The organism is Actinosynnema pretiosum (assembly GCF_002354875.1).
GTDB classification, from domain to species: domain Bacteria; phylum Actinomycetota; class Actinomycetes; order Mycobacteriales; family Pseudonocardiaceae; genus Actinosynnema; species Actinosynnema auranticum.
Genome location: NZ_CP023445.1, coordinates 7,087,300 through 7,107,323, shown reverse-complemented (window position 1 = coordinate 7,107,323; position 20,024 = coordinate 7,087,300). Strand labels below are relative to the sequence as shown.

Genomic DNA, 20,024 nt, shown 5'->3' with positions numbered 1-20,024 from the left:
GGCACGGCCCCCGCGCCCCGCGCCTCACGTCAGCCGCGTCCGCCGGAACGCCTCCAGGCCCGCGAGCGGCGCCGCGTACGGCTGCTCCGCCGCCGCGTAGCCCGCGCCCAGCAGGTACACCGGGATGCTGCCGATGTTGTCCAGGCCGATCTTGCGCGCGAGCGCCTCGTCGTAGAACGCGCCCGTCTGCAGCGGGCCCAGGCCCAGCGCGGTCGCGGTCAGCGCGAACGTCTGGCCCAGGTGACCGGCGTTGAGCAGGCTCACCCGGTAGGAGCGCGGCAGCTCGTACTTGCTGCTCATCCGGTCGATCACGGACGCCAGCACCACGGTGAACGCGACCGAGCCCACCCACGGCTGGTCCGTGCCCAGGTGCGTCATCTCGTCCCTGGTGAGACCGGGCGAGACGAGCTCCAGCGAGTGCTCGCGCAGGTTGTAGTGGTAGAAGCCGGGGGACAGGCCCTCCACGGCCAGCACCCCCACGTACGCGTCGAGCTCCTGGCGCGAGCCGCCCGCCGGGCTGGTGCGGCGGAACAGGGCGCTGCGGCCGGAGTCGATGAAGTCGGTGGGGCCGAAGGTGGTCACCAGCAGCGCGGCCAGCACCGCCAGCGGCACCGGGTCCTCGGTGAAGTCGCGGACCGTGCGGCGGGCGTACAGCGCCCTGCCCAGCGGCACGTCCAGCTCGGCGGGCACGCGCGGCAGCAGCACCCGCTCGGCCTCCGGGTACTCGGTGAACACCCGGTGCTGCGGACCGGCCGCGTCCGCCGTGTCGTTCTTGGCCTGCTCCCTGGCCAGCTCGCGGTCGGCGGGCAGTTTCTGCGCGTCGATCTGCGTGCCGTAGTGGAAGAACGGCGCCTCGGGGGCCCACGTCTCCCAGGTGCGCGCGGCCAGCTCGTCCCGCTCGGCCTCGTCACCGTCCTCGACCAGCAGGGCGCCCGCCTCGCGCAGCGCCTCCACCGCCTCGGCCACGGTGTCGGGCGTGAGGTGGTCCAGCTCCTCGGCCGCCTTGGCCGCCTCAACCCACGAGTCGAACGCCGACAGCACCTCGGCGGCCACCGGGTGCAGCGCGGTCGGCGTGCCGCCCAGGTAGGGGTGCACGACGAACCGGTCCTCGTGCCAGTAGCAGGTCAGGCTGTGGGCGCGGCGCAGGCGCATGACACCTCCAGGGCCGGAAAAGGGGAGGGGCCGGGCCCGCTCGTGGCGGACCCGGCCCCTGGGCGTCACGGCTGGTCGCCGTTGTACCAGTAGTAGAAGTTCGGCTGGTTCGACCGCTCAAGGCGGATGACCGGCCTCGCCTTCATCGAGATCTTGCGCATGATCGTCACCTCCTCTGGAGTTCCGTCGTGCACTGGGTGGGTGCCCCCGGAAAACGGGAATCCACATCGGACCCGACGGTCCCCTCCATCCAGCGACGACTTCGTGCCCGCCCCAGGCACGTGCAACGCGTGCAGGGTCCTCCGATGGTGGCCACTCGGGCCCGCCGTCCCCGGAAACGCCGTCGTCGGACGGGTGCTCGAAGCGCGGGACCCTCGCGCGCGCCGTTGAGCGCTCGGGTCCCGCGCCCGCCCGATCTGGCCGCCGCTGGAATCTCCAGACCGGAACCTGCCGCGTCCGCGAGCGCGGTGGGAAGAATGGTGGCGGGGTATTCCCGCGGTTCGACGCTAGCGCAGTCCGGAGGTATCGGACAATCCTCGTTCCGGCTGGTGCGCGGGGCGGCGCGTCGAATTCCCCGGAAACGCGGTCGAACGCGGTCGAACGCCCAGGGGCGCGGAAGAGGTTGCCCGGTGGAATTGATTCCGGGTCGCCCCGAACGCGGCGCCCCCCGGAAAAACCCCTCGCCCGCGCGCGGCCGGTGCTGCTAGCGTCCCGGCAGGACTTCGAGCGGAAGGGGGCGGGTCATGACCGTGTTGGCCGTCGTTGCCGCGCGCCTCGACCCCGCCCGCCGCCCCCAGGGCTGACGCCTCCCGCTCGATCGCGGAGGCGCCCCTCGGGGCGGACACCCCCTCCACGACCAGGAGTCCCGCGTTGTCCACCGCATCCCCGCTCGCCCGCTACGGCTGGGACGAGCGCTTCGCACCGCGCACCACCGACCTCGTCCCCGGCCGCGTCGTCCGCGTCGACCGGAGCGCCTGCGAGGTCGTCACCGCCGAGGGCAGGCGGTCCGCCCGCGTCCGCAAGGGCCTCGAACCGTGCACCGGCGACTGGGTCGGCCTCGCCGGGGACGGCTCGCTGGCCGAGGTCCTGCCCCGGCGCACCGCGCTCGTCCGGGGCTCCGGCGGCGCCCCGCAGGTCCTGGCCGCCAACGTGGACGTCGTCGCCGTCGTGGTGTCGCTGTCCGCGCGCCTCGCGCTCGGCCGCGTCGAGCGGCTGCTCGCCCTCGCCTGGGAGAGCGGCGCGCGACCGGTCGTCGTGCTCACCAAGGCGGACCTGAGCGACGTCGTCGCCGACGTCGTCGACGAGGTGTCCGCCGCCGCGCCCGGCGCCCCGGTGGTCGCGGTCAGCGCCACCGACGGCTCCGGGCTTGACCCGCTGCGCGCCGAGCTGTTCGGCGGTCCCGGCCCGGCGGCCACCGCCGTGCTGGTCGGACCGTCCGGCGCGGGCAAGTCCACCCTGGCCAACGCCCTGCTCGGCACGCCCGCGCTGGCCACCGGGGACGTGCGCGCCTCCGACGGCAAGGGCAGGCACACCACCGTCCGGCGCGAGCTGCACGCCCTGCCCGGCGGGGGAGTGCTGATCGACACGCCGGGGCTGCGCGCGGTCGGGCTGCACGGCGGCGACGAGGGCGTGCGGCAGGCGTTCGCCGAGGTCGAGGAGCTGGCGCGGTCGTGCCGGTTCGCCGACTGCGCGCACGTCGCCGAGCCGGGGTGCGCCGTGCTGGCCGCCGTGGAGGACGGCGGGCTGGAGCGGCGCAGGGTCGACAGCCTGCACGAGCTGCGGCGCGAGAACGAGTGGCTGGCCAGCCGGACCGATCCCCGGCTGCGGGCCGAGCGGCGCGGCGCGGAGCGGGCGATGGGCAGGGCCCAGCGGCGGATGTACCGGGAGCGGGGCGGCTGGGCCTGAACCGGGTGGGCCTGACCGGGTGGGGCCGCGCGCGTGCGGCCCCACCCGCTTGTTCAGCGCCGGTCGGCCCTCAGGCCGGGCAGCACCTCGGCCGCGATCGCCTCGACCACCGACTCGTCACCGGCGAACACGCCCTCGTCGCGCGGCCACGGCGCGGCCAGGTCCGTGAACCCCAGCTCGCCCGCCCGGCCGACGAAGTCCCGGTAGCACTCGACGCTGGAGGTCGACAGCACCGGCGCCATGTCGCTCTGCAGGTGCCGCTCCAGGTGGTCGCGCGGCAGCCCGGCCGCGTCGAGCACGTCGTCCAGCCGCCCGGACAGCTCGCGCAGCGAGTCCCACCAGCCCGCCAGGTCGTCGTTCGGCAGCCCGGTGGTCACCCAGCCCCGCCCGAACCGGGCCGCCAGCCGCATCCCCTTCGGGCCGTTGGCCGCCACCACGAACGGCGGCCGGGGCCGCTGGACGCAGCCGGGCACGTTCCGCGCGCCCACCGCCGCGTAGTGCTCACCGGCGTGGTCGACCCGGTCGGTGGTGAGCAGGCGGTCCAGCAGCTCCAGGAACTCGGCGAACCGCCGGTGCGGGCTCGCCGCGGGCGCGCCCAGGACGTTCGCGTCGTACCCGCCCATGCCGCCCGCCCCGACGCCCAGGGTGAACCGGCCGTCGGACACCTCGTCCAGCGTGGTCACGTCGCGGGTGAACGGCACCGGGTGGCGGAAGTTCGGCGAGGCCACCAGCAGGCCGAGCCTGATCCGCGAGGTCGCCTCGGCGGCCAGCGCCAGCGTCGGCACCGAGGCGTACCAGGCGTGGTCGGCCAACCTGCCCCAGGCCAGGTGGTCGAACGTCCAGGCGTGGTCGAACCCGTACTCCTCGGCCGCCACCCACCTGGGCCGCGCCTCGGCCCACCGGTGCTCCGGCAGGATCGTGATGCCGACCCGCATGGACGTCCCCCTTACATCTGAACTGTTTCCGCGTTCAATCGAACATTTTCACCGTTCGGTTGTCAACGCCCCGGCCGTCCGCCGCCCGTCCACTGTCCGGTTCGTCGCTCGGTCCGCAGCTCGGCGGGGTCCCCATCCGGCGACGGCTCGGTGGTGCACACCTCCCACCGGGTGGTCGAGGGGCTCAACCCGCGCGCCCCGATCCACGAGGCCAACCGCTTCCAGGACTCCTCCAGCCCGTCGAACGCCCCGACGTGCGTGAGCCGCGCGACCCGCCCGCCCGGCAGCTCGCCCGGCACGACGTCCCCCTCCGCCACGATCCCGGAGTCGACCGGGAACCCGACCTCCAGCGCCAGCACGCCTTCCCGCCCGTGCGTGCTCGCGTCCCGGTGCGGCCCGAACGCCGCCCCGGCCGGCGTGACGCCCCGCTCGGCCAGCACCCGCCCGAGCTGCTGGAACGAGGTGTCGAAGAAGTCGCGCACCTCGGCGAACCCGATCACCCCGCGCACCACCGCGGTCGTCGTCGGGGTCGACTCGACCAGTTCCGGCTCGGTGCCCATTCGCTGTCCTCCCGGCGCTCCGCCGCGCTTCGGTCCCGCCCATCCTGCCGGTCGTCGCGCCCCCGGTGTCCGATTTATCCACCTGAACGAGTGATGCGAACTCCCCTTGACCCCACCCCACCCCCCGGTGTTGACTAACCAAGCGGTTATCTAACCGCCCGGTTACCTGTCCGGTGACCGGCGGCCCCACGCGGGCCGATCCGCTCAAGCCGACGCCCAGCGCCGACGAGTCCCCCGAGGAGCACGCACATGCCAGGCACGCCGTCCCCGACCTCTCCCGCCTCTCCCACGTCCTCCGCATCCTCCGTGTCCCCTGCGTCCACGCCCTCCGCATCCTCCGCCTCACCCCTGACAACGACCGCCGACCTCCGCACCGAGATCACCACCCCGAGCGATCTCGCGTTCGCCATCACCAGGGAGTTCGACGCCCCGCGCGAGCTGGTGTTCGCGGCCTTCACCGAGCCCCGGCACGTCTCCCGCTGGCTGCTGGGCCCGGACGGCTGGTCGATGCCGGTGTGCGAGATCGACCTGAGAGAGGGCGGCGCGTGGGAGTACCGGTGGCGCAGCGACGCCGACGGGGCCGAGTTCGGCATGTCCGGGCGCTACCGCCTGGTGGACCGCCCGCGCAGGCTGGTCAACACCGAGGTGTTCGAGGGGCAGGAGTCGGTGGTGACCACGGAGTTCACCGAGGTCGGCGCCCGTCGCACGAGGGTGGTGCAGACCTCGGTCTTCCCGAGTCGGGAGCTGCGGGACGCGGTCCTGGCCAGCGGCATGGAAGGGGGAGTCAGCACCAGCCACCACCGGCTGGCCGGATTGCTCCCCCTCCTGGCGGAGGGGGCCTGATGGGGTGAGGCGCGCCGATCGGTGCTGATTCTCTTCGATTCCGTGATTCTGTGATTCCGCGTCCGTGACGTCGGCAATTCCACTGTATTCCAATCTTCTCTACCGGCAATCGCCCGGCGCCGAAACTGAAGGTGGTGGTCAACCGAGGCCATTTCGTGTCATGCTCCGACCGTGATCCCCCGCTTTTCCCCACGTGGCACGTGGATTTCCGGAACCGATGTGGCGGGTGTGCCGGAGGAGTTACGGGAAGAAGGCGCGTTCCTGCCGTACCCGTTGTTCTCCGAGCCGCCGCTGACCGGTCCCGCCGTGCGCGAGTCCGCGCTGGCCGAGCACAGCCTGGGCAGGCTCGACGAGGCGTCGAGCCGCTTCGCCGAGCTGCCCGGCTTCGCGCGCGCCACGAGGGTCCGCGACGCGTGCGCGTCGGCGGGGATGGCCGGGTACCCGGTGGCGCTGCGCGAGGCGCTGGCGGTGTCCCTCGACCCGCGCCACGGCGCCCCGGAGCAGGTGGTCGCGCCCCACCTGCGCGGGGTCGAGCTGGGTTTCGCCAAGGTGGCGCAGGGCGCTGACACCGGGGACCCGGACCTGCTGGGCGAGGTGGCCGCGGCGCTGACCGGTCGCGACCACCGCCCGGACGAGCCGCTGCGCCGAGGTCAGGGCTGGCTGGGGCCGAGCCGGGAGCGGGCGTGGCTGCTGACGCCGACGAGCGCGCACCTGGCGGGCGCGCTGGCCCAGTGGACGGTGTGGGTGCAGGCGAGGCCCACCCTGCCCAGGGTGGCCCGCCTGGCACTGGCGCACCTGCAACTGGAGCTCCTGCAACCGTTCGCGGTCCCGGACGGTCACGTGGCGCGCCTGTTCACCATGCTGGAGCTGGTGCGCGAGGGGATGCTGCGCACCTCGGTGCTGCCCCTGTCGGTGTGGCTGGACCGCACGGGCGACGAGTACCGCGAGCAGGTCAGGCACGTGGTGCGGACCGGCGAGCACGGCCCGTGGGTGGAGTTCTTCGCGCGGGGCGTCCGCGAACTGGCGGACGCCCAGGTGAGCCTGCTGGCGAACCTGGAGTCCCTGGCGGCGGCCTACCGCGCCAGGTTCCCCGAGGGCGGCAGGCTGGCCAGGGTGGCCACCTCCCTGCTCGGCTTCCCGGCGATCGACCACCCGACCCTGTGCGAGGCCGAGGGCCTGACCTTGAAGGGCGCGACCCTGCTGACGGACCGCCTGGTGGCCGAGGGCGTCCTGTACCCCTGGGAGTCCAGGCGCTACCGCAAGGTCTTCCTCTGCCCCGAAGCCCTAGCCCTCCTCCGCCCATGACCACCAAGCGCGCCGCGAGGAGCCATCACCGCCCCCGGTTCCCCCACTCACCCCTACCCGCCCGCCCCGGTCCCCCCACTCCCACCATCCCGACGCTCCCGACACTCCCGCCGAACCCGCCGCAGGTAGTGCGCAGCGTCCCGCTCCCGCCCCACGGCCGAGAGCACCCAAGCCATCCGCCTCAACCCGGCGACAACCCGCCAGTGCTCCCCGGAAAGCACGGCGATCTCCAACTCCTCCTCGGCGCACTCCAACGCCCAATGCCCCCGCCCAGCGGCAAGGTGCACCACACCCCGCCGCCGCAAGGCGACAACCGCACCCCCAAGCCCCAAACCGTCACACCCACCGCAGTCCCCACCCGCGCAGCCCCCGCCGCCTACGCAGTCCCCACCACCTACGCAGCTCCCGCCGCCTACGCAGCTCCCGCCGCTCGCGCAGTCCCGGTCCGCGCAGTCCCCGCCGCTCGCGCAGTTCCCGCACCCCGCGCATTTCCCGCCGTCCGCACTGCTCGCGCCGTCTGCGCCACCTGTGCCGTCTGCACTGCTCGCGCCGTCCGCACTGCTCGCGCCATCCGTACTACTCATGCCGTCTGCGCCACCTGCGCCGTCCGCGCCACCTGCGCGAGTTCGCACAATCCCGCCAGGGCAGCCGCCCCTCACCGGCGCGGCCAATCCCGCTGGCGCAACCAATGTCGCCGGGAGGGCCAATCCCACCCGCATCCGACTTCCCCAAGCCGTCCGAGCAGTCCCCCTCATTCCGGCCGCACCGCTCATTCCCCATATTCCGGCGGTCGGACTGGTGACGTTCGTTCGGGATGTTCACGTCCTCCGGAACGTCCGCGCTCACTGCTCGCCGCGAACGACCTCGAACAGGTCGTGGAACTGCATCGGGGCCAGTGCGACCAGGGCGCCGCCGATGAACGCGGGTCCGGGCTGGAGGTCGCCGCTGAGCACGCGCGTCACCGTGGACCGGTTCACGTCCATCGCCTTGGCGAGCGCGTAATCGGACCCGTAGCCCGCCAGTCGCGCCGCTTTCGCGAAAGCCTCGTCCCGGAGTTTGATCGTGTTCGGCATTGGCCGCCTCGTGCATTGTTGTGCCCGCGCAACGTTCGTTGCCCCAATTCGAACCTAGACGTTCCGCAGTGCCCGACGCAACGCGCGTTGTGCCAGCAAAACGAGCCTGAACGGGTAGTGCGCCTGGACAACGTTGCGTGTGCACACATAACGTTCCGCAGGTGACCGGAAATCAGAGCGCTCCCTCTCCGTGGTGGGACTACATCGAGCGAAACCTGGAGTACCGGAACCTGACGACGGGCGACCTCGCCCGCGAGGTGAACGTGGACCGCAGCCGCCTGACCGCGTGGCGCAAGGGCGCGAAGATCAGCATCCCCACGGCCCGCGCCATCGCGCGCCTGTTCCAGGTGAGCGTCTTCGAGGTCCTGGTGGCGGCGGGAATGCTGACCCAGCAGGAAGCCGACTACCAACCCGCCAGCACCGACCCGACCGACCTCAGCGACGAGCAGCTCATCGCGGAACTGCGCAGGCGCCTCAAGCAGCGCGCCGAAACCGAACCCCCCACCGAGCCCTCCGCCGACTGACGCCCCAACCAACACCGCACCAGCAATAGCCGACGCCCCGCGTCCACCGCCGACGCCCCGCACCCGCCCCTCTGGCCGACCGCACCCCACCGCCAATGGCCCACGCCCACCCCTGACCGACCGCACTCCACTGTCGACGGTCCGCGCCTCCCCCTGTCGGATCGCATCCCGCCCCGATAGTCCGCGCCCGCCCTCTGGCGGATCGCGTCCCGCCCCGACGACCCACTCCCGCCCTCTGGCGGATCGCGTCCCGCCCCGACGACCCACTCCCGCCCTCTGGCGGATCGCATCCCGCCCCGACAACCCGCGCCTGCCTCCCGGCGGACCACATCCCGCCACCGACGATCCGCCCCCCGCCTACCGCACCCACAATCCCGGCCTCCCCCACCCGAAACCGGCTCTGCACGCGCTCTACCAGCGGTTTTGTCCTTTTTTGTTGCACAAGGGCAACGGCTATTCCAAAAGATTCCCCACAAAAACCAACCCAAGTCACCCGTCCCGCATCGCCCACCACAGGACGTCACCCCGGCAAAGCCGTCAGCGCCCGACCGGACTTCCCGGTCGAGCGCTGACAACACCCCTGCTCACCCAGGCCGGTGATCACCCACCCCGACCCGCCTCCCCGCGCCAGGCCACGTCCCCGCCCCGGCCCGCCTCCCCGCCCCGGCCCGCCTCCCCACCCCGGCCCGCCTCCCCCTCAGCAGCCCACCTCCCCAACCCCTCACCGCAGCCCTCTCACCGATCGAGCAACGCCCGAATCGCCCCCACGACCTCCCCAGGCGCCTCCTCCGCCATGAAGTGCCCGCACCGCACGGTCCGGTGCTCCAAGTCCTCCGCCCACCCCCGCCACACCCCCGCCGCGTCGAACCCGAGCTCCGCCCCCCAGTCCTGCTGCACCACCCCGACCGGCATCCGCAGCCGCCGCCCGGCCGCCCGGTCCGCCTCGTCGTGCGCCACGTCCACCCCCGCCGTGGCCCGGTAGTCCGCCACGATCGACGGCACCGCCTCCCGGCTGGCCCGCAGGTACTCGGCGCGCACGTCGGCCGGGATCGCCGCGGGGTCGTTCGCCCACACGTCCAGGAAGTGCCCGAAGAACTCGTCCGCCGCCCCGCTGATCATCGCCTCGGCCAGCCCCGGCCGCTGCGCCATCAGGAACAGGTGGAACCCCACCGCCGCACCCCGCCCCCGCAGCACCTCCCACGACTCCACCGTCGGCAGCACGTCCAGCACCCCGAGGTGGGTGACCACGTCCGGGTGGTCCAACCCGGCCCTGATCCCGACCAGCGCACCCCGGTCGTGCCCCACCACCGCGACCCGCTCGTGCCCCAGCTCGCGGGCCAGCGCCACCACGTCCCGCGCCATCGCCCGCTTCGAGTAGTTCTCCCCGTCGTCGGCGGGCTTGTCACTGGCCCCGTACCCCCGCAGGTCAGGGCAGATCACCGTGTGATCCGCAGCGAGGTCGGCCGCGACGTGCCGCCACATCAGGTGCGTCTGCGGGAACCCGTGCAGCAGCACCACGGGACTCCCCGCCCCACCCACCGCAACGTGCAACCGCACACCCTCCGCCACCGCGACCCGCTGCTCGGTGAACCCCGGAAGAACCATCTCGCCGACTCCTCAACCACTCGCTGTCGAATGCCCCTCCACCGTCGCCCACCCCGATCAGCACCGGATCAGCACGCGATCAGCGCCACCCGCCACACCCCCGACCCCGGCGCTAGGTTGTCCACCGATGGTGAGCTTCGCCGTGCTGGGCCCGCTCCAGGCAGATCTGGACCGCGGACCCGCAGACCTCAAGGGCCCCCGCCACCGCGCGGTGCTGGCCAGGTTGCTGGTCGCGCGCGGCCGGACCGTCCCCCTGGACACCCTGGTCGCCGACCTCTGGGACGACACCCCGCCCCCGAGCGCGCGCGGCGCCGTCCAGACCTTCGTCGGCGACCTGCGCAAGGCCCTGGAACCGGACCGCCCACCCCGCACCCCGCCCCACCTGCTGGTCACGGTCGCGAACGGCTACGCGCTGCGCACCGACAACACCGACGCCCACCACTTCGAGTCCGCCGTCCACCAGGCCACATCCGCCCCGCCCACCCGAGCCTGGACCCTGCTCACCGCCGCCCTGGCCCTCTGGCGCGGCCCCGCGTACGCCGAGTTCGCCGACCGCCCCTGGGCGCTGGCCGAGTCGACCGCCCTGGAGGAGCTGCGCCTCCTGGCCGTGGAACGCCTGGCCGAGACCGCCCTGTCCCTGGACGCCCCCGCAGACGCCATCCCGCCCCTCACCCCGCACGCCGCGTCCCACCCGCACCGCGAGCACGCCGCCCACCTGCTCGCGCTGGCCCTCTACCGGACCGGCCGCCAGGGCGAGGCCCTGGAAACCCTGCGGCGCACCAGGTCCGCCCTCCGCGCCGACCTGGGCGTGGACCCCGGCGAACCCCTGCGCGCCCTGGAAGCCGGCATCCTCGCCCAGTCCCCGGCCCTGCTCCTCCCACCCCGCACCCCGCCCCGAACCACCACCCCGCCCCTGTTCGGCCGCGAGCAAGAACTGGCCGCCCTCACCCGTGCCGCCACCGAGGCCGTCGCCACCCGCCGCCTCCACCACGTCCTCGTCTCGGGCGCCGCGGGCTCCGGCAAATCCGCCCTGACCGGGGCACTGGCCGCCCACCTGCGCGCCGAGGGCTGGTCCACCGCCACCACCACCTGCCCCGACCTCCCCGGAACCCCGGCTGCCTGGCCGTGGACCGCGCTCCGCACCCACCTCGGCCTCCCGCCCGAACCCGACCGCACCCCCCGCTTCACCACCCTCCGCGCCCTGTCCGCCCACCTGGCCGAGTCCGCGCCCACGCTCCTGGTCCTGGACGACCTGCACCAGGCCGACGAGGACACCCTCGCCCTGCTCACCGCCCTCCCGCCCGAGGCGGGCCCCACCCTGGTCGTGAGCACCCACCGCGCCACCGACATCCCACCCGCCCTCACCGCCGCGCTGGCCCGCCTGGCCCGCGCCACCCCGACCCGCCTCTACCTCTCCGGCCTGGACGAGCGGGCGGTGTCGGACCTGATCGCCACCCACCACCCCCCGACCCCGAGGGCGACCAGATCCATCCACACCAGGAGCGCGGGCAACCCGTTCCTGGCCCACGAACTGGCCGGGCTGTGGGCGACCGAGGGCGACGAGGCGCTGCGCACCGTCCCCGCCGGCGTCCGGGACGTCCTCCTGCACCGCCTCTCCGCCCTCCCGGAACCCGCGGCGACCCACCTCCGCCAAGCCGCCGTCCTGGGCCGCGAGGTCGACCTCGCGATCCTCGCCGAGCTCGCGGGCGAAGACGTCCTGGACTCGATCGAGTCCGCGATCAGGGCCGGTTTCCTGGTGGAGCACGACGCCGACCACGTCCACTTCACCCACGACCTGGTCCACGAGACCGTCCGAGCCGACACCACGTCCCCCAGGCGCGCCCGCTGGCACGTGGCCGCGGCGGAAGCCGTGGAGCGCGCCACCCCCGACGAGCACGAGCGCATCGCCCACCACCTCCTGGAGGCGGCCACCAGGACAACGGCCGCGCAAGCCGCCCACCACGCGTCCCTGGCCGCGACCAGGGCCGAACGCCGCTCGGCTCCGCACGAGGCGGCGAGGCTCTGGCGCGCCACGATCCAGTCCCTGGACCGCTCCCCGACCCCGAACCCCCAAGCCCGCCTGACGGCCGTGATGGGCCTGGTCCGGGCCCTGGCCGTGACCGGCGACCTGGCCGCGGCCCGCGAACACCGAGCCGAGGCGGCGCGCCAGGCCGAAACCCTCCCCGACCCGGTCCAACGGGCGCGCGTGGTCGGCTCCTTCGACGTCCCGGCCCTGTGGACGACCCCCGACGACGACGCCCTCTCCGCAACCCTGGCCGCGTCGGCCGCACGCGCCCTGACCTCCCTCCCCGCCACCCACCGGGCCGAACGGGCCCACCTCCTGGTGACCATCGCGATGGAGCGGAGGGCAGACCCGACCCGCGAGGCGTCCCAGGCCGCGCGGGAGGCCGAACGCATAGCCAGGTCCCTGGCCGACCCCACCCTCCTGGCCCTGTCCCTGAACGCCCGCTACCTCCAGACCTTCCACCGGGCAGGCCTGGCCCCGGCCCGCAGGTCCCTGGCCGAGGAGCTCCTCGAGGTGACCTCCGCCCAGCCCGACCTGGTCGCCTTCGAAGTCCTGGCCCACCTCCTCCTCGTCCAGTCCTCGGCGGCACTGGCGGACCTCCCCGCCGCAGACCACCACGCGGCCCGCGCGAACCACCTCGCGACCAGGAACGACCTCCCCCTGGTGACCCCGTTCACCGACTGGTACCGGGCCCTGCGCCTAGCCCTGACGGGCCGCAGGACCAAGGCCGAAGCCGCCTACCGGGCAGCCGCCCCCGCACTCACGGCGACCCACCTCCCAGGCCTGGCCCCCGGCCTCCTCTCCCTGGCCCTGCACACCCTGGACGTCCCCCAACCCGCCCCGGACTGGGCCGCGAACCGCCCCTGGACCGTCCCCGCCACCCACATCCCGAAGGCCCCGCACGACCACCTCTACGAGCTCAGGACCTGCCTGCACGCCCGAGCCGCCCTGACCAGACCCACCAGAGACCACGAGGAGCTGACCGAACTCCGCGAGGCCCTGGCCCCGGCGGAAGACGAACTGGCGGGCGCCACGACGGGCCTGGTCTCCCTGGGCCCGGTAGCCGCCTACCTGGCAGACCTCGCCCAGGCCCTGGGCGACCGGGAAGAGGCAACCCGCCTGCGCGCCAAAGCGACCACCCTCACCACCCGCCTGCGCAACGCCTGACCGCGCCAAGCCCGCACCGCCCCCAGGCGGAAGATCCCCCACTTTTCTCCGCGAACCCGTTTTTCGACGGAGTCCCACCCCCACCACCGCTGCGACGCTCTCCCCACCTCGGCCCGCTCCCCACCGGAACCGAGCCCCCGCAGCAGTGAGAGGCGCACCGTGCCCGACAAGTCCTTGATCGAACTGGTCTTCGAGCTGGCGGCCGAAGACGACACCCTGACCGAAGAGGCCAAGCGGATCATCACCGACGCGCTCGCCGAGGGGGAGGGCTCCGCGGGCGAGCAGCGGCCCCGCCCGGCCGGTCCGGTCCACCTGACCTCCATCGGCGTCACCGGCTTCCGGGGCATCGGCCCGCGGTCCGTGCTGCGCCTCGACCCCGGTCCCGGCCTGACCGTGGTCACCGGCCGCAACGGCGCCGGGAAGTCCAGCTTCGCCGAGGCGCTGGAGTTCGCGCTCACCGGTGACAGCTACCGCTGGCTCGGCAAGCGCCCCACGTGGACCGAGTGCTGGCGCAACCTGCACTGGTCGGGCCCGACCGCGATCCGCATCGGCGCGGTCGTCGGCGGTGACGGCGACACCGAGCTCGCCGTCGACTGGGCGGACGACGCGGACCGCACGGACTTCCAGACCTGGCACCAGCGGCCGGGCCTGCCGAGGAAGTCCGGCCTGGCCGACCTCGGCTGGGGCGAGGCGCTAGAGCACTACCGGCCGATCCTGTCCTACGAGGAGCTGGGCGGCCTGCTCCGCGCGGAGCCGAGCAAGCTCTACGACGCGCTGAACCCCATCCTCGGCATCGGGCAGGTCACCGCCGTCCGCGCCACCCTGAACGCCGAGCTCAAGCAGGTGCAGGCGCCCGTGACCAGGGCCAAAGAGGCGCAGAAGGCGCTCAAGGCGGCGTTGGCGGGGCTGGACGACAGCCGGGCCCGTGCCGCCCTGGCCGAGCTGGGCAAGCGCGCTCCCGACCTGGGCGCCCTCGCCGCGCAGGCCACGGGCACCGCGGACCGGGGACCGCTGGACGTGGTGCGCGCACTGGCCGGGCTCGTCGTCCCCGACCCGGAGGTGGTGGCGCAGGTGGTGCGGGCCCTGCGCGAAGCCGTGCGGGAGCACGTCGGGGAGTCGGGCGACGAGCGCCGCGCCGAACTGCTGCGCCAGGCCCTGGAACTGCACGCCGAGCACGGTGACCGGGACTGCCCGGTGTGCGGGGCGGGCAGGCTCGATCGGGGGTGGCGGGACCGGGTCGAGGCCGAGCTGACCGGGTTGGACGAGGAGCGGCTCCGCCTGCACGCGGCCCGGTTCGCGCTCACCGCCGCCGTGCAGCGGGCGCGCGAGCTGGTGCGGATCGCCCCGCTCGCGACCCCCGACGGCATCCCGCTGGGCGCACTCGCCCCCGCCCAGGAGGTCGCCAAGCGCTGGAGGGACGCCCCCGACGACGCCGCCGCGCTCGTGGACCACCTGGAGCAGGTGCACCCGGAGCTGGTGGCGGCTTGCGCCGCGTTGCGCGCCGAGGCCGCCCAGACCCTGGAGGAGATGGACAGCGCGTGGACGCCGCTGGCGGCCAGGCTCGCCGAGTGGGTCGTCCTGCGCGCCGAGGCGGACGGCGTGGAAGACCGCGTCACCGCGCTCAAGGCGGCGACCAAGTGGCTCAAGGACAACGAGCAGGCGCTGCGCGCCGAACGCCTGCGGCCCTACGCCGACCGCGCCAAGGAGGTGTGGGAGGCCCTGCGCCAGGCGAGCGACGTCGACCTGGAGGAGATCACCCTCGAAGGCGCCGCGACCCGGCGCCACGTCGAGCTGAGGGCCCAGCTGGGCGGCGCGCCCGCGACCGCGCTGAGCGTGATGAGCCAGGGGGAGCTGCACGCGCTGGCGCTGGCGCTGTTCATCCCCAGGGCCACCGACGGCCGCAGCCCGTTCCGGTTCCTGGTGCTGGACGACCCGGTCCAGGCGATGGACCCGGCCAAGGTCGACGGCTTCGCCCGGCTGCTCGCGGAGGTCGCCCAGGACCGCCAGGTCGTCGTGTTCTCGCACGACGACCGGCTCCCCGAGGTCGTGCGGGACCTGAACCTGCCCGGCGCGAAGATCGTGGAGATCACCCGCGGGGCGGGCTCCCGGATCACCGTCGGGACCTCGCTCGACCAGGCCGACCGGTACGTCTCCGACGCGGACGCCCTCGTCAAGGACCCAGGGGTGACCGACGACCTCAAGGCCAGGGTGCTGCCGCTGCTGTGCAGGCTGGCCGTCGAGGCGGTGGCCAAGCGGGTCCTGTACGCCCGGCGACTCGCCGCGGGGGTGGACCGGCCCGCCGCCGAGGTCGAGTGGGAGGCCGAGCACGGCACCCGCGCGAGGGTCCTGCTGGTGCACGAGGAGAGGTGGATCAACCAGGGCAACCGGCCGCACCGGGCCAGGACGATGCGGGTGTGCGGCCGGGACGTGCACCAAGGCACCACCAGGGAGCTGCCCGGCGTCGTCACCGACCTCCGCAAGACCCTCGCCGACCTGAGGGAGACCCGGTGAGCACCCCGCTGGAGCAGATCGGGGCGGCGGAACGGGTGCTGGACGGCACGGTCGTCCTCCCCGCTCCGGTGGCGCTCCGCGCGGCGGCCCTGCTCGCACGCGCCGCGCTGGAGGACCTGGTGACCACGCGGTACGTGCTGCGCACCGGGAAGCCGACGAGGATGCGCACCCAGCTCATCGTCCTCCGGAGGCTGGCGGGCTCGCCCTTCGCCGACCGCGCCGAGCACGCCTGGTCCGCCCTGTCCCGCCTGTGCCACCACCATGCCTACCGCCTGGACCCGGACCGCGCCGAGGTCGCGGGGTGGGTGGTGGAGGTCAGGGCGCTGGCCGAGGAGGCCGCGCCGAGCCCGCCGTGACCACCCTCGGCGCACCGCTCCCGCCGGGCGTGCGCCCCCCGGTCGCCACCCGCGCGCCCCGACGGCCTCCGGCCACCACGACATCGTCCGCGACGCCCTCCGCCCCACGAACGGAGCACCCCCGTGACCAGCGCCCTCGACGAGCCGTCGCTGCACACCGCGAACACCGCGCAGGACAACGCCCACGTGGACCAGCAGATCGGCTTCCAGATCGGCGACACCACCATCCACCACGACAAGCGCACCTACCACGTCAACCACGGCGACCCGCCCGAGCGCAGGCACGAGGTGGCCCGCAACTTCCTCGACGGCGGCACGCCCCGCCGCGCCGAGGAGCTGTTCGGCGCGCTCGTCGCGGACGGCTGGGGCACCGCCGAGCGCGCCTACCTGCACGCCCTCGCGATCCTGAGCGAGCGCTCCCTCGGCGAGCTGGCCGGGGAACCGCTGGAGCGCCTGAAGGAGGCCCGCAACCTCAGGCGCAAGTGCCCCGACGACGAGTGGACACGGGCGTTCGACGTGCTCTGGGCCCTCCTGCGCTGGGCGAGGGACGACTACCGCACCCCCGCCACCGCCACCGCGGCCGACCTCCCGCTGGAGCGCCAGGAGGAGATCTCCCGCCACCTGGACGTCCTGCTGCGCGGCGCCGCGCAGGAGTGGCGGGCCGCCGACCTGCGCGCCCACCTCGCGGCCGAGCGCACCGACCCGGCCCGCGCCGCGCGGTCCGAGAAGTTCTTCGAGGCCGTCCCCGCACCGCCGAAGCCCCACGTCCCCGCCGTCTTCACCACCACCCCGGCCCACCGCCTGTGGACGTTCCTCGGCGCCGCCGGAACCGCCGGGTCGCTCCTGCTCGCCGACCTCCCGCCCCTGGCCCACCCGCTGCTGCTCGCGGGCGGTTTCCTGGTGGTGCGCAACGGGATCACCGTCGAGGCGGACCGCCTCCTGCGCGAGTCCGACCGCGCCACCGGCGAACCCGCCCGGAACACGAAGTTCACCAGGCGGGTCGGCAGCCTCGTGGACCGCCTCTACGCCGAAGCGGGTCCGGAGCGGGGGACCCCGGCCGCCCGGCACTGGGCGAGGAGCACCAAGCGCGCCAGGACGAGGCTGCGGAACCGGCTGGCTCGCAGCCACCACGGCGGCGTCGAACCGGCCTCGCTGCGCTGGCTCGTCCGCTGGCACGCCGAGCGCGAGCGCGACGGCCGCCACCCGGACGAGCGCCACCCCGACCGCGCCGACCCGTCCCGAGCCCGCCTGCTGCGCCTGACCGGCGCCCTCCTCGCGCTCCTCGGCCTGGTCACCGGCCTGGTCACCGCCCCGCTCGCCGCGCTCCCGCTGGCGCTGGCCGGTTCCCTGCTCCTCACCGCCGCCACCCGCCTGGCCGCCCCGCACGCCGCCAACCGCGCCGTCCGCGCCGAAGCGGACGCCCTGCACGCCGAGGAGGTCGCCGAGCACAAGCGGTGGTCGGCGCACCTGGCGGACCGCCCCACCGACGCGCAGGTCGCCCGCTGGCACGCGCTCGACCGGTTCCACCTGGTCTCCGACGTGATCAACCGGTTCGGCCTGCGACGCGACCAGGTCGTCCAGCACGTGGTGCTGACCGAGTGCGCGCCCGGCGCCCGCAGGGGCAGGCTGGAGAACGGCCCGCCCCGCTACTCCGCGTACCTCGTGCGCATCCTCCTGCTGACCCGCAAGGGCGTCCGGCTGATCCGCCTGCACCTGGACGCGCACACCGGCGAGGCGCGCAACGAGGAGCGCTTCCTGTTCCGCTACGACGCCGTCGTCTCCGCGAAGGTCACCGAGAAGGGCGTGCGCGCCACCGCCGTGGACGACGAGGAGCGCGCCGACGTGGAGGACCTGCGCAGCCGGGTGTTCACGCTCGTCCTGTCCAACAACGAGTCCATCGCCGTGCGGGTCGACACCAGCGCGTCCGGCGAGGACCCGGAGGCGCTGGTGGAGGCCGCCTACGAGACGTCCGGGATCGAGAACGCCCTGCCCCTGCTGGAGTCCGTCGCCGCCGAGGGCGAGGGGTGGATCGAGCACGAGCGCGAGCGCAGGCGCCAGTGGGCCCGCGACTGGGACGAGGACTGACGGCGACCGGACCTCCCCCCGCTGCGCCACGCGGCCCTTGGCGCCCCCGGAGCGGATCACTAGCGTCCCAGGGGAAGCGTCCGGTTCCGCCGAGGTGGGGGAGACCACCGATGCGCCGCACCCCGCTCCTGGCCGCGCTGCTCCTGCTGCTCGCGCTGGCCCCGTTCCCCACCGCCTCCGCCCTCTCCGCTCCCGCCGCGTCCGCCTGGTTCGACGGCGGCGAGGTCGGACCGGTCGGCGGGGTGTTCCGGGACGAGCACGGGCGCGAGGTGGTGCTGCGGGGCTTCAACGTCTCCGGCACCGCCAAGCTCGCCGAGCACCGCGGGCTCCCGTTCCCGAACGCCCAGGCGGCACGGGACTCCGCCGCGGCGCTGCGCAGGTTGACCGGCGCCAACGCGGTCCGGTTCCTGGTCACCTGGGCGTGGTTGGAGCCGGAGCCCCGGCGGATCGACCAGGCCTACCTGGACCGGGTGGCCGAGCAGGTCGGGGCGTTCACCGACCAGGGCGTGCGGGTGTACGTGGACTTCCACCAGGACCTGTACTCGCGGCACGTGTTCAACCGGGACAGCTGGTACACCGGCGACGGCGCGCCCGCGTGGGTGGTGCGCGCGGGCGGGTACCCGGCGGAGTCGTGCGGGTTGTGCTTCCACTGGGGGCAGAACATGAAGTCGAACACGGCCGTCACCGCCGCGACCTACGACTTCTGGCACAACCGCGAGCTCCAGGTGGACGGGGGACCGCTGCGCGTGCAGGACGAGTTCCTGAGCGCGGCGGGGGAAGCGCTGCGGGGCTTGAAGGACCGGCTGTCCGCCGAGGCGTTCGAGCTGGTGCTGGGCGTGGACCCGCTGAACGAGCCGTACGCGGGCCGCTACGACGCGGGCCAGACCGGCCTGACGTGGGAGCGCGACCACCTGTGGCCGTTCCACCAGCGGTTCCGGCGGCTCATGGACGAGGCGGGCTGGCGGGACAAGACGTCCTTCGCCGAACCGCTGGTGTTCTGGAACCAGAACGTGGAGTTCTTCGCCGAGCCCGGCGGTTTCCCCGGCGCCGAGCCGTGGGGCGACGGGTACGCGTTCAACACGCACTTCTACGACGGCAAGGCCCAGTCGGGGCTGCTGATGCCGGGGAAGGCGGGGGACGGGCAGTACGCGCGGACGTTCGCGGACGTGCGGACGCGCGCGGCGGAACTGGGCACGCCCGCGATCGTCTCCGAGTACGGCCACCCGGTGCGGGGGCTGACGGCGGACAAGCACCCCTCGGTGCTGAAGGCGACGCAGCAGTCGCTGGACAGCGCGCTGCCGGGGTCGCGGTGGTGGGCCGAGGCGGCGGCGTCCGGGCCGGTGCTGTCGGGGAGCCAGTGGCACTGGGACACGAACTACGACCGGCACCGGGAGCTGATGAACGACAACCCGTCGAAGGTGAAGACGGACGGCGACGCGATGAACGACGAGCACTTCTCGGTGGTGCGGGTCGGCGACGACGGGGCGGCGGGGCTGACGGTGGACGCGCGACTGGTGGACCGGGTGTTCCCGCGCGCGGTGGCGGGGACGACGCGGGCGTTCACGTACGAGGACCGGGCGCGGGACGGGAACGCCGAGCTGGTGTGGAACCAGGTGCCTGCGGGGATGCCCGCGGTGCGGGGGTTGGTGGGGGCGAACCCGTACGCGGTGCTGGTGTGGGAGGGGGCGGAGTCCGCGGCGCCGACGGAGCTGCACCTGCCTGCGGGGTTCGCGCCTGCGGGGACCTCGGTGGTGAGCGACCTGGGGGCAATCCGGGGGGCGCCTGCGGACACGGGCGCGGAGGCGGTGTCGTGGGGGCCGGAGCCGGGGGTCGGCGGGGTCAACCGGGTGCTGCTGCGGGCTGGGGCGGGGGTGCACTTCGCGCTGGTGACCACCGGGAGCGGGGACCTGGCGGCGGCGCGGGCGGAGCTGGCGGCTTGGGCGGCGAGGACGTTCTGATGCCCGAGCCGGGCTTATT

The 20,024-nt window shown here is 74.2% G+C and carries 14 protein-coding genes; 9 read left to right on the top strand and 5 right to left on the bottom strand.

The genetic code is table 11. The annotated features are described in order from the left end of the window. Positions 1-24: 24 nt before the first annotated feature. Positions 25-1,152: a SagB/ThcOx family dehydrogenase gene (locus CNX65_RS30415; protein ID WP_096496805.1), complete on the bottom strand. Its 1,128-nt coding sequence runs from the start codon at positions 1,150-1,152 to the stop codon at positions 25-27. An 870-nt stretch (positions 1,153-2,022) separates the two neighbouring features. On the opposite strand from CNX65_RS30415, the gene rsgA reads away from it, so the two are divergent. Beyond that, on the top strand, positions 2,023-3,057 hold the full coding sequence (gene rsgA, locus CNX65_RS30410) for a ribosome small subunit-dependent GTPase A (protein ID WP_096496804.1): 1,035 nt from the start codon (positions 2,023-2,025) through the stop codon (positions 3,055-3,057). Positions 3,058-3,110: 53 nt separating this feature from the next. On the opposite strand, the gene CNX65_RS30405 is transcribed toward rsgA, so the two are convergent. Together CNX65_RS30405 and CNX65_RS30400 are read right to left on the bottom strand one after the other, a co-directional pair. Beyond that, a complete protein-coding gene (locus CNX65_RS30405) occupies positions 3,111-3,992 on the bottom strand; it encodes an LLM class flavin-dependent oxidoreductase (protein ID WP_096496803.1) in 882 nt (293 codons plus the stop codon). A gap of 62 nt (positions 3,993-4,054) precedes the next feature. Continuing rightward, positions 4,055-4,552 (bottom strand): GyrI-like domain-containing protein, encoded by a 498-nt coding sequence (locus tag CNX65_RS30400; RefSeq protein ID WP_096496802.1) that lies wholly within the window; start codon positions 4,550-4,552, stop codon positions 4,055-4,057. A gap of 306 nt (positions 4,553-4,858) precedes the next feature. On the opposite strand from CNX65_RS30400, the gene CNX65_RS30395 reads away from it, so the two are divergent. Then, the gene (locus CNX65_RS30395; protein ID WP_198320570.1) at positions 4,859-5,395 is read left to right on the top strand and encodes an SRPBCC family protein; all 537 of its coding nucleotides are present in this window, start codon (positions 4,859-4,861) and stop codon (positions 5,393-5,395) included. Between the two features lie 228 nt (positions 5,396-5,623). Further along, on the top strand, positions 5,624-6,700 hold the full coding sequence (locus tag CNX65_RS30390) for a Fic family protein (protein ID WP_157767907.1): 1,077 nt from the start codon (positions 5,624-5,626) through the stop codon (positions 6,698-6,700). 842 nt (positions 6,701-7,542) lie between these two features. Here the strand turns inward: CNX65_RS30390 and CNX65_RS30380 are convergent. Next, positions 7,543-7,773 carry a hypothetical protein gene (locus CNX65_RS30380; protein ID WP_015804860.1) on the bottom strand — a complete coding sequence of 77 codons (231 nt, stop codon included), beginning with the start codon at positions 7,771-7,773 and terminating at the stop codon, positions 7,543-7,545. Between the two features lie 161 nt (positions 7,774-7,934). Here CNX65_RS30380 and CNX65_RS30375 point away from each other — a divergent pair, with 161 nt between their 5' ends. Then, a complete protein-coding gene (locus CNX65_RS30375) occupies positions 7,935-8,297 on the top strand; it encodes a helix-turn-helix transcriptional regulator (RefSeq protein ID WP_232520074.1) in 363 nt (120 codons plus the stop codon). Positions 8,298-9,032: 735 nt separating this feature from the next. Here the strand turns inward: CNX65_RS30375 and CNX65_RS30370 are convergent. After that, on the bottom strand, positions 9,033-9,902 hold the full coding sequence (locus CNX65_RS30370) for an alpha/beta fold hydrolase (protein ID WP_096496797.1): 870 nt from the start codon (positions 9,900-9,902) through the stop codon (positions 9,033-9,035). A gap of 127 nt (positions 9,903-10,029) precedes the next feature. Between CNX65_RS30370 and CNX65_RS30365 the strand changes: the two genes are divergently transcribed. The 5 genes from CNX65_RS30365 to CNX65_RS30345 all read left to right on the top strand — a co-directional run bounded on the left by CNX65_RS30365 (position 10,030) and on the right by CNX65_RS30345 (position 20,005). After that, the gene (locus CNX65_RS30365) at positions 10,030-13,095 is read left to right on the top strand and encodes a BTAD domain-containing putative transcriptional regulator (protein ID WP_096496796.1); all 3,066 of its coding nucleotides are present in this window, start codon (positions 10,030-10,032) and stop codon (positions 13,093-13,095) included. A gap of 159 nt (positions 13,096-13,254) precedes the next feature. Continuing rightward, positions 13,255-15,606, top strand: coding sequence for an ATP-binding protein (locus CNX65_RS38060; RefSeq protein WP_096496795.1), 2,352 nt, complete (start codon positions 13,255-13,257; stop codon positions 15,604-15,606). After that, on the top strand, positions 15,603-15,962 hold the full coding sequence (locus CNX65_RS30355; RefSeq protein WP_096496794.1) for a hypothetical protein: 360 nt from the start codon (positions 15,603-15,605) through the stop codon (positions 15,960-15,962). Before CNX65_RS38060 ends, CNX65_RS30355 begins: the two co-directional genes overlap by 4 nt. 123 nt (positions 15,963-16,085) lie before the next feature. Continuing rightward, positions 16,086-18,047 (top strand): hypothetical protein, encoded by a 1,962-nt coding sequence (locus tag CNX65_RS30350; protein ID WP_096496793.1) that lies wholly within the window; start codon positions 16,086-16,088, stop codon positions 18,045-18,047. A gap of 110 nt (positions 18,048-18,157) precedes the next feature. Then, positions 18,158-20,005, top strand: coding sequence for a cellulase family glycosylhydrolase (locus CNX65_RS30345; protein WP_096496792.1), 1,848 nt, complete (start codon positions 18,158-18,160; stop codon positions 20,003-20,005). The last annotated feature ends 19 nt before the right edge of the window (positions 20,006-20,024 follow it).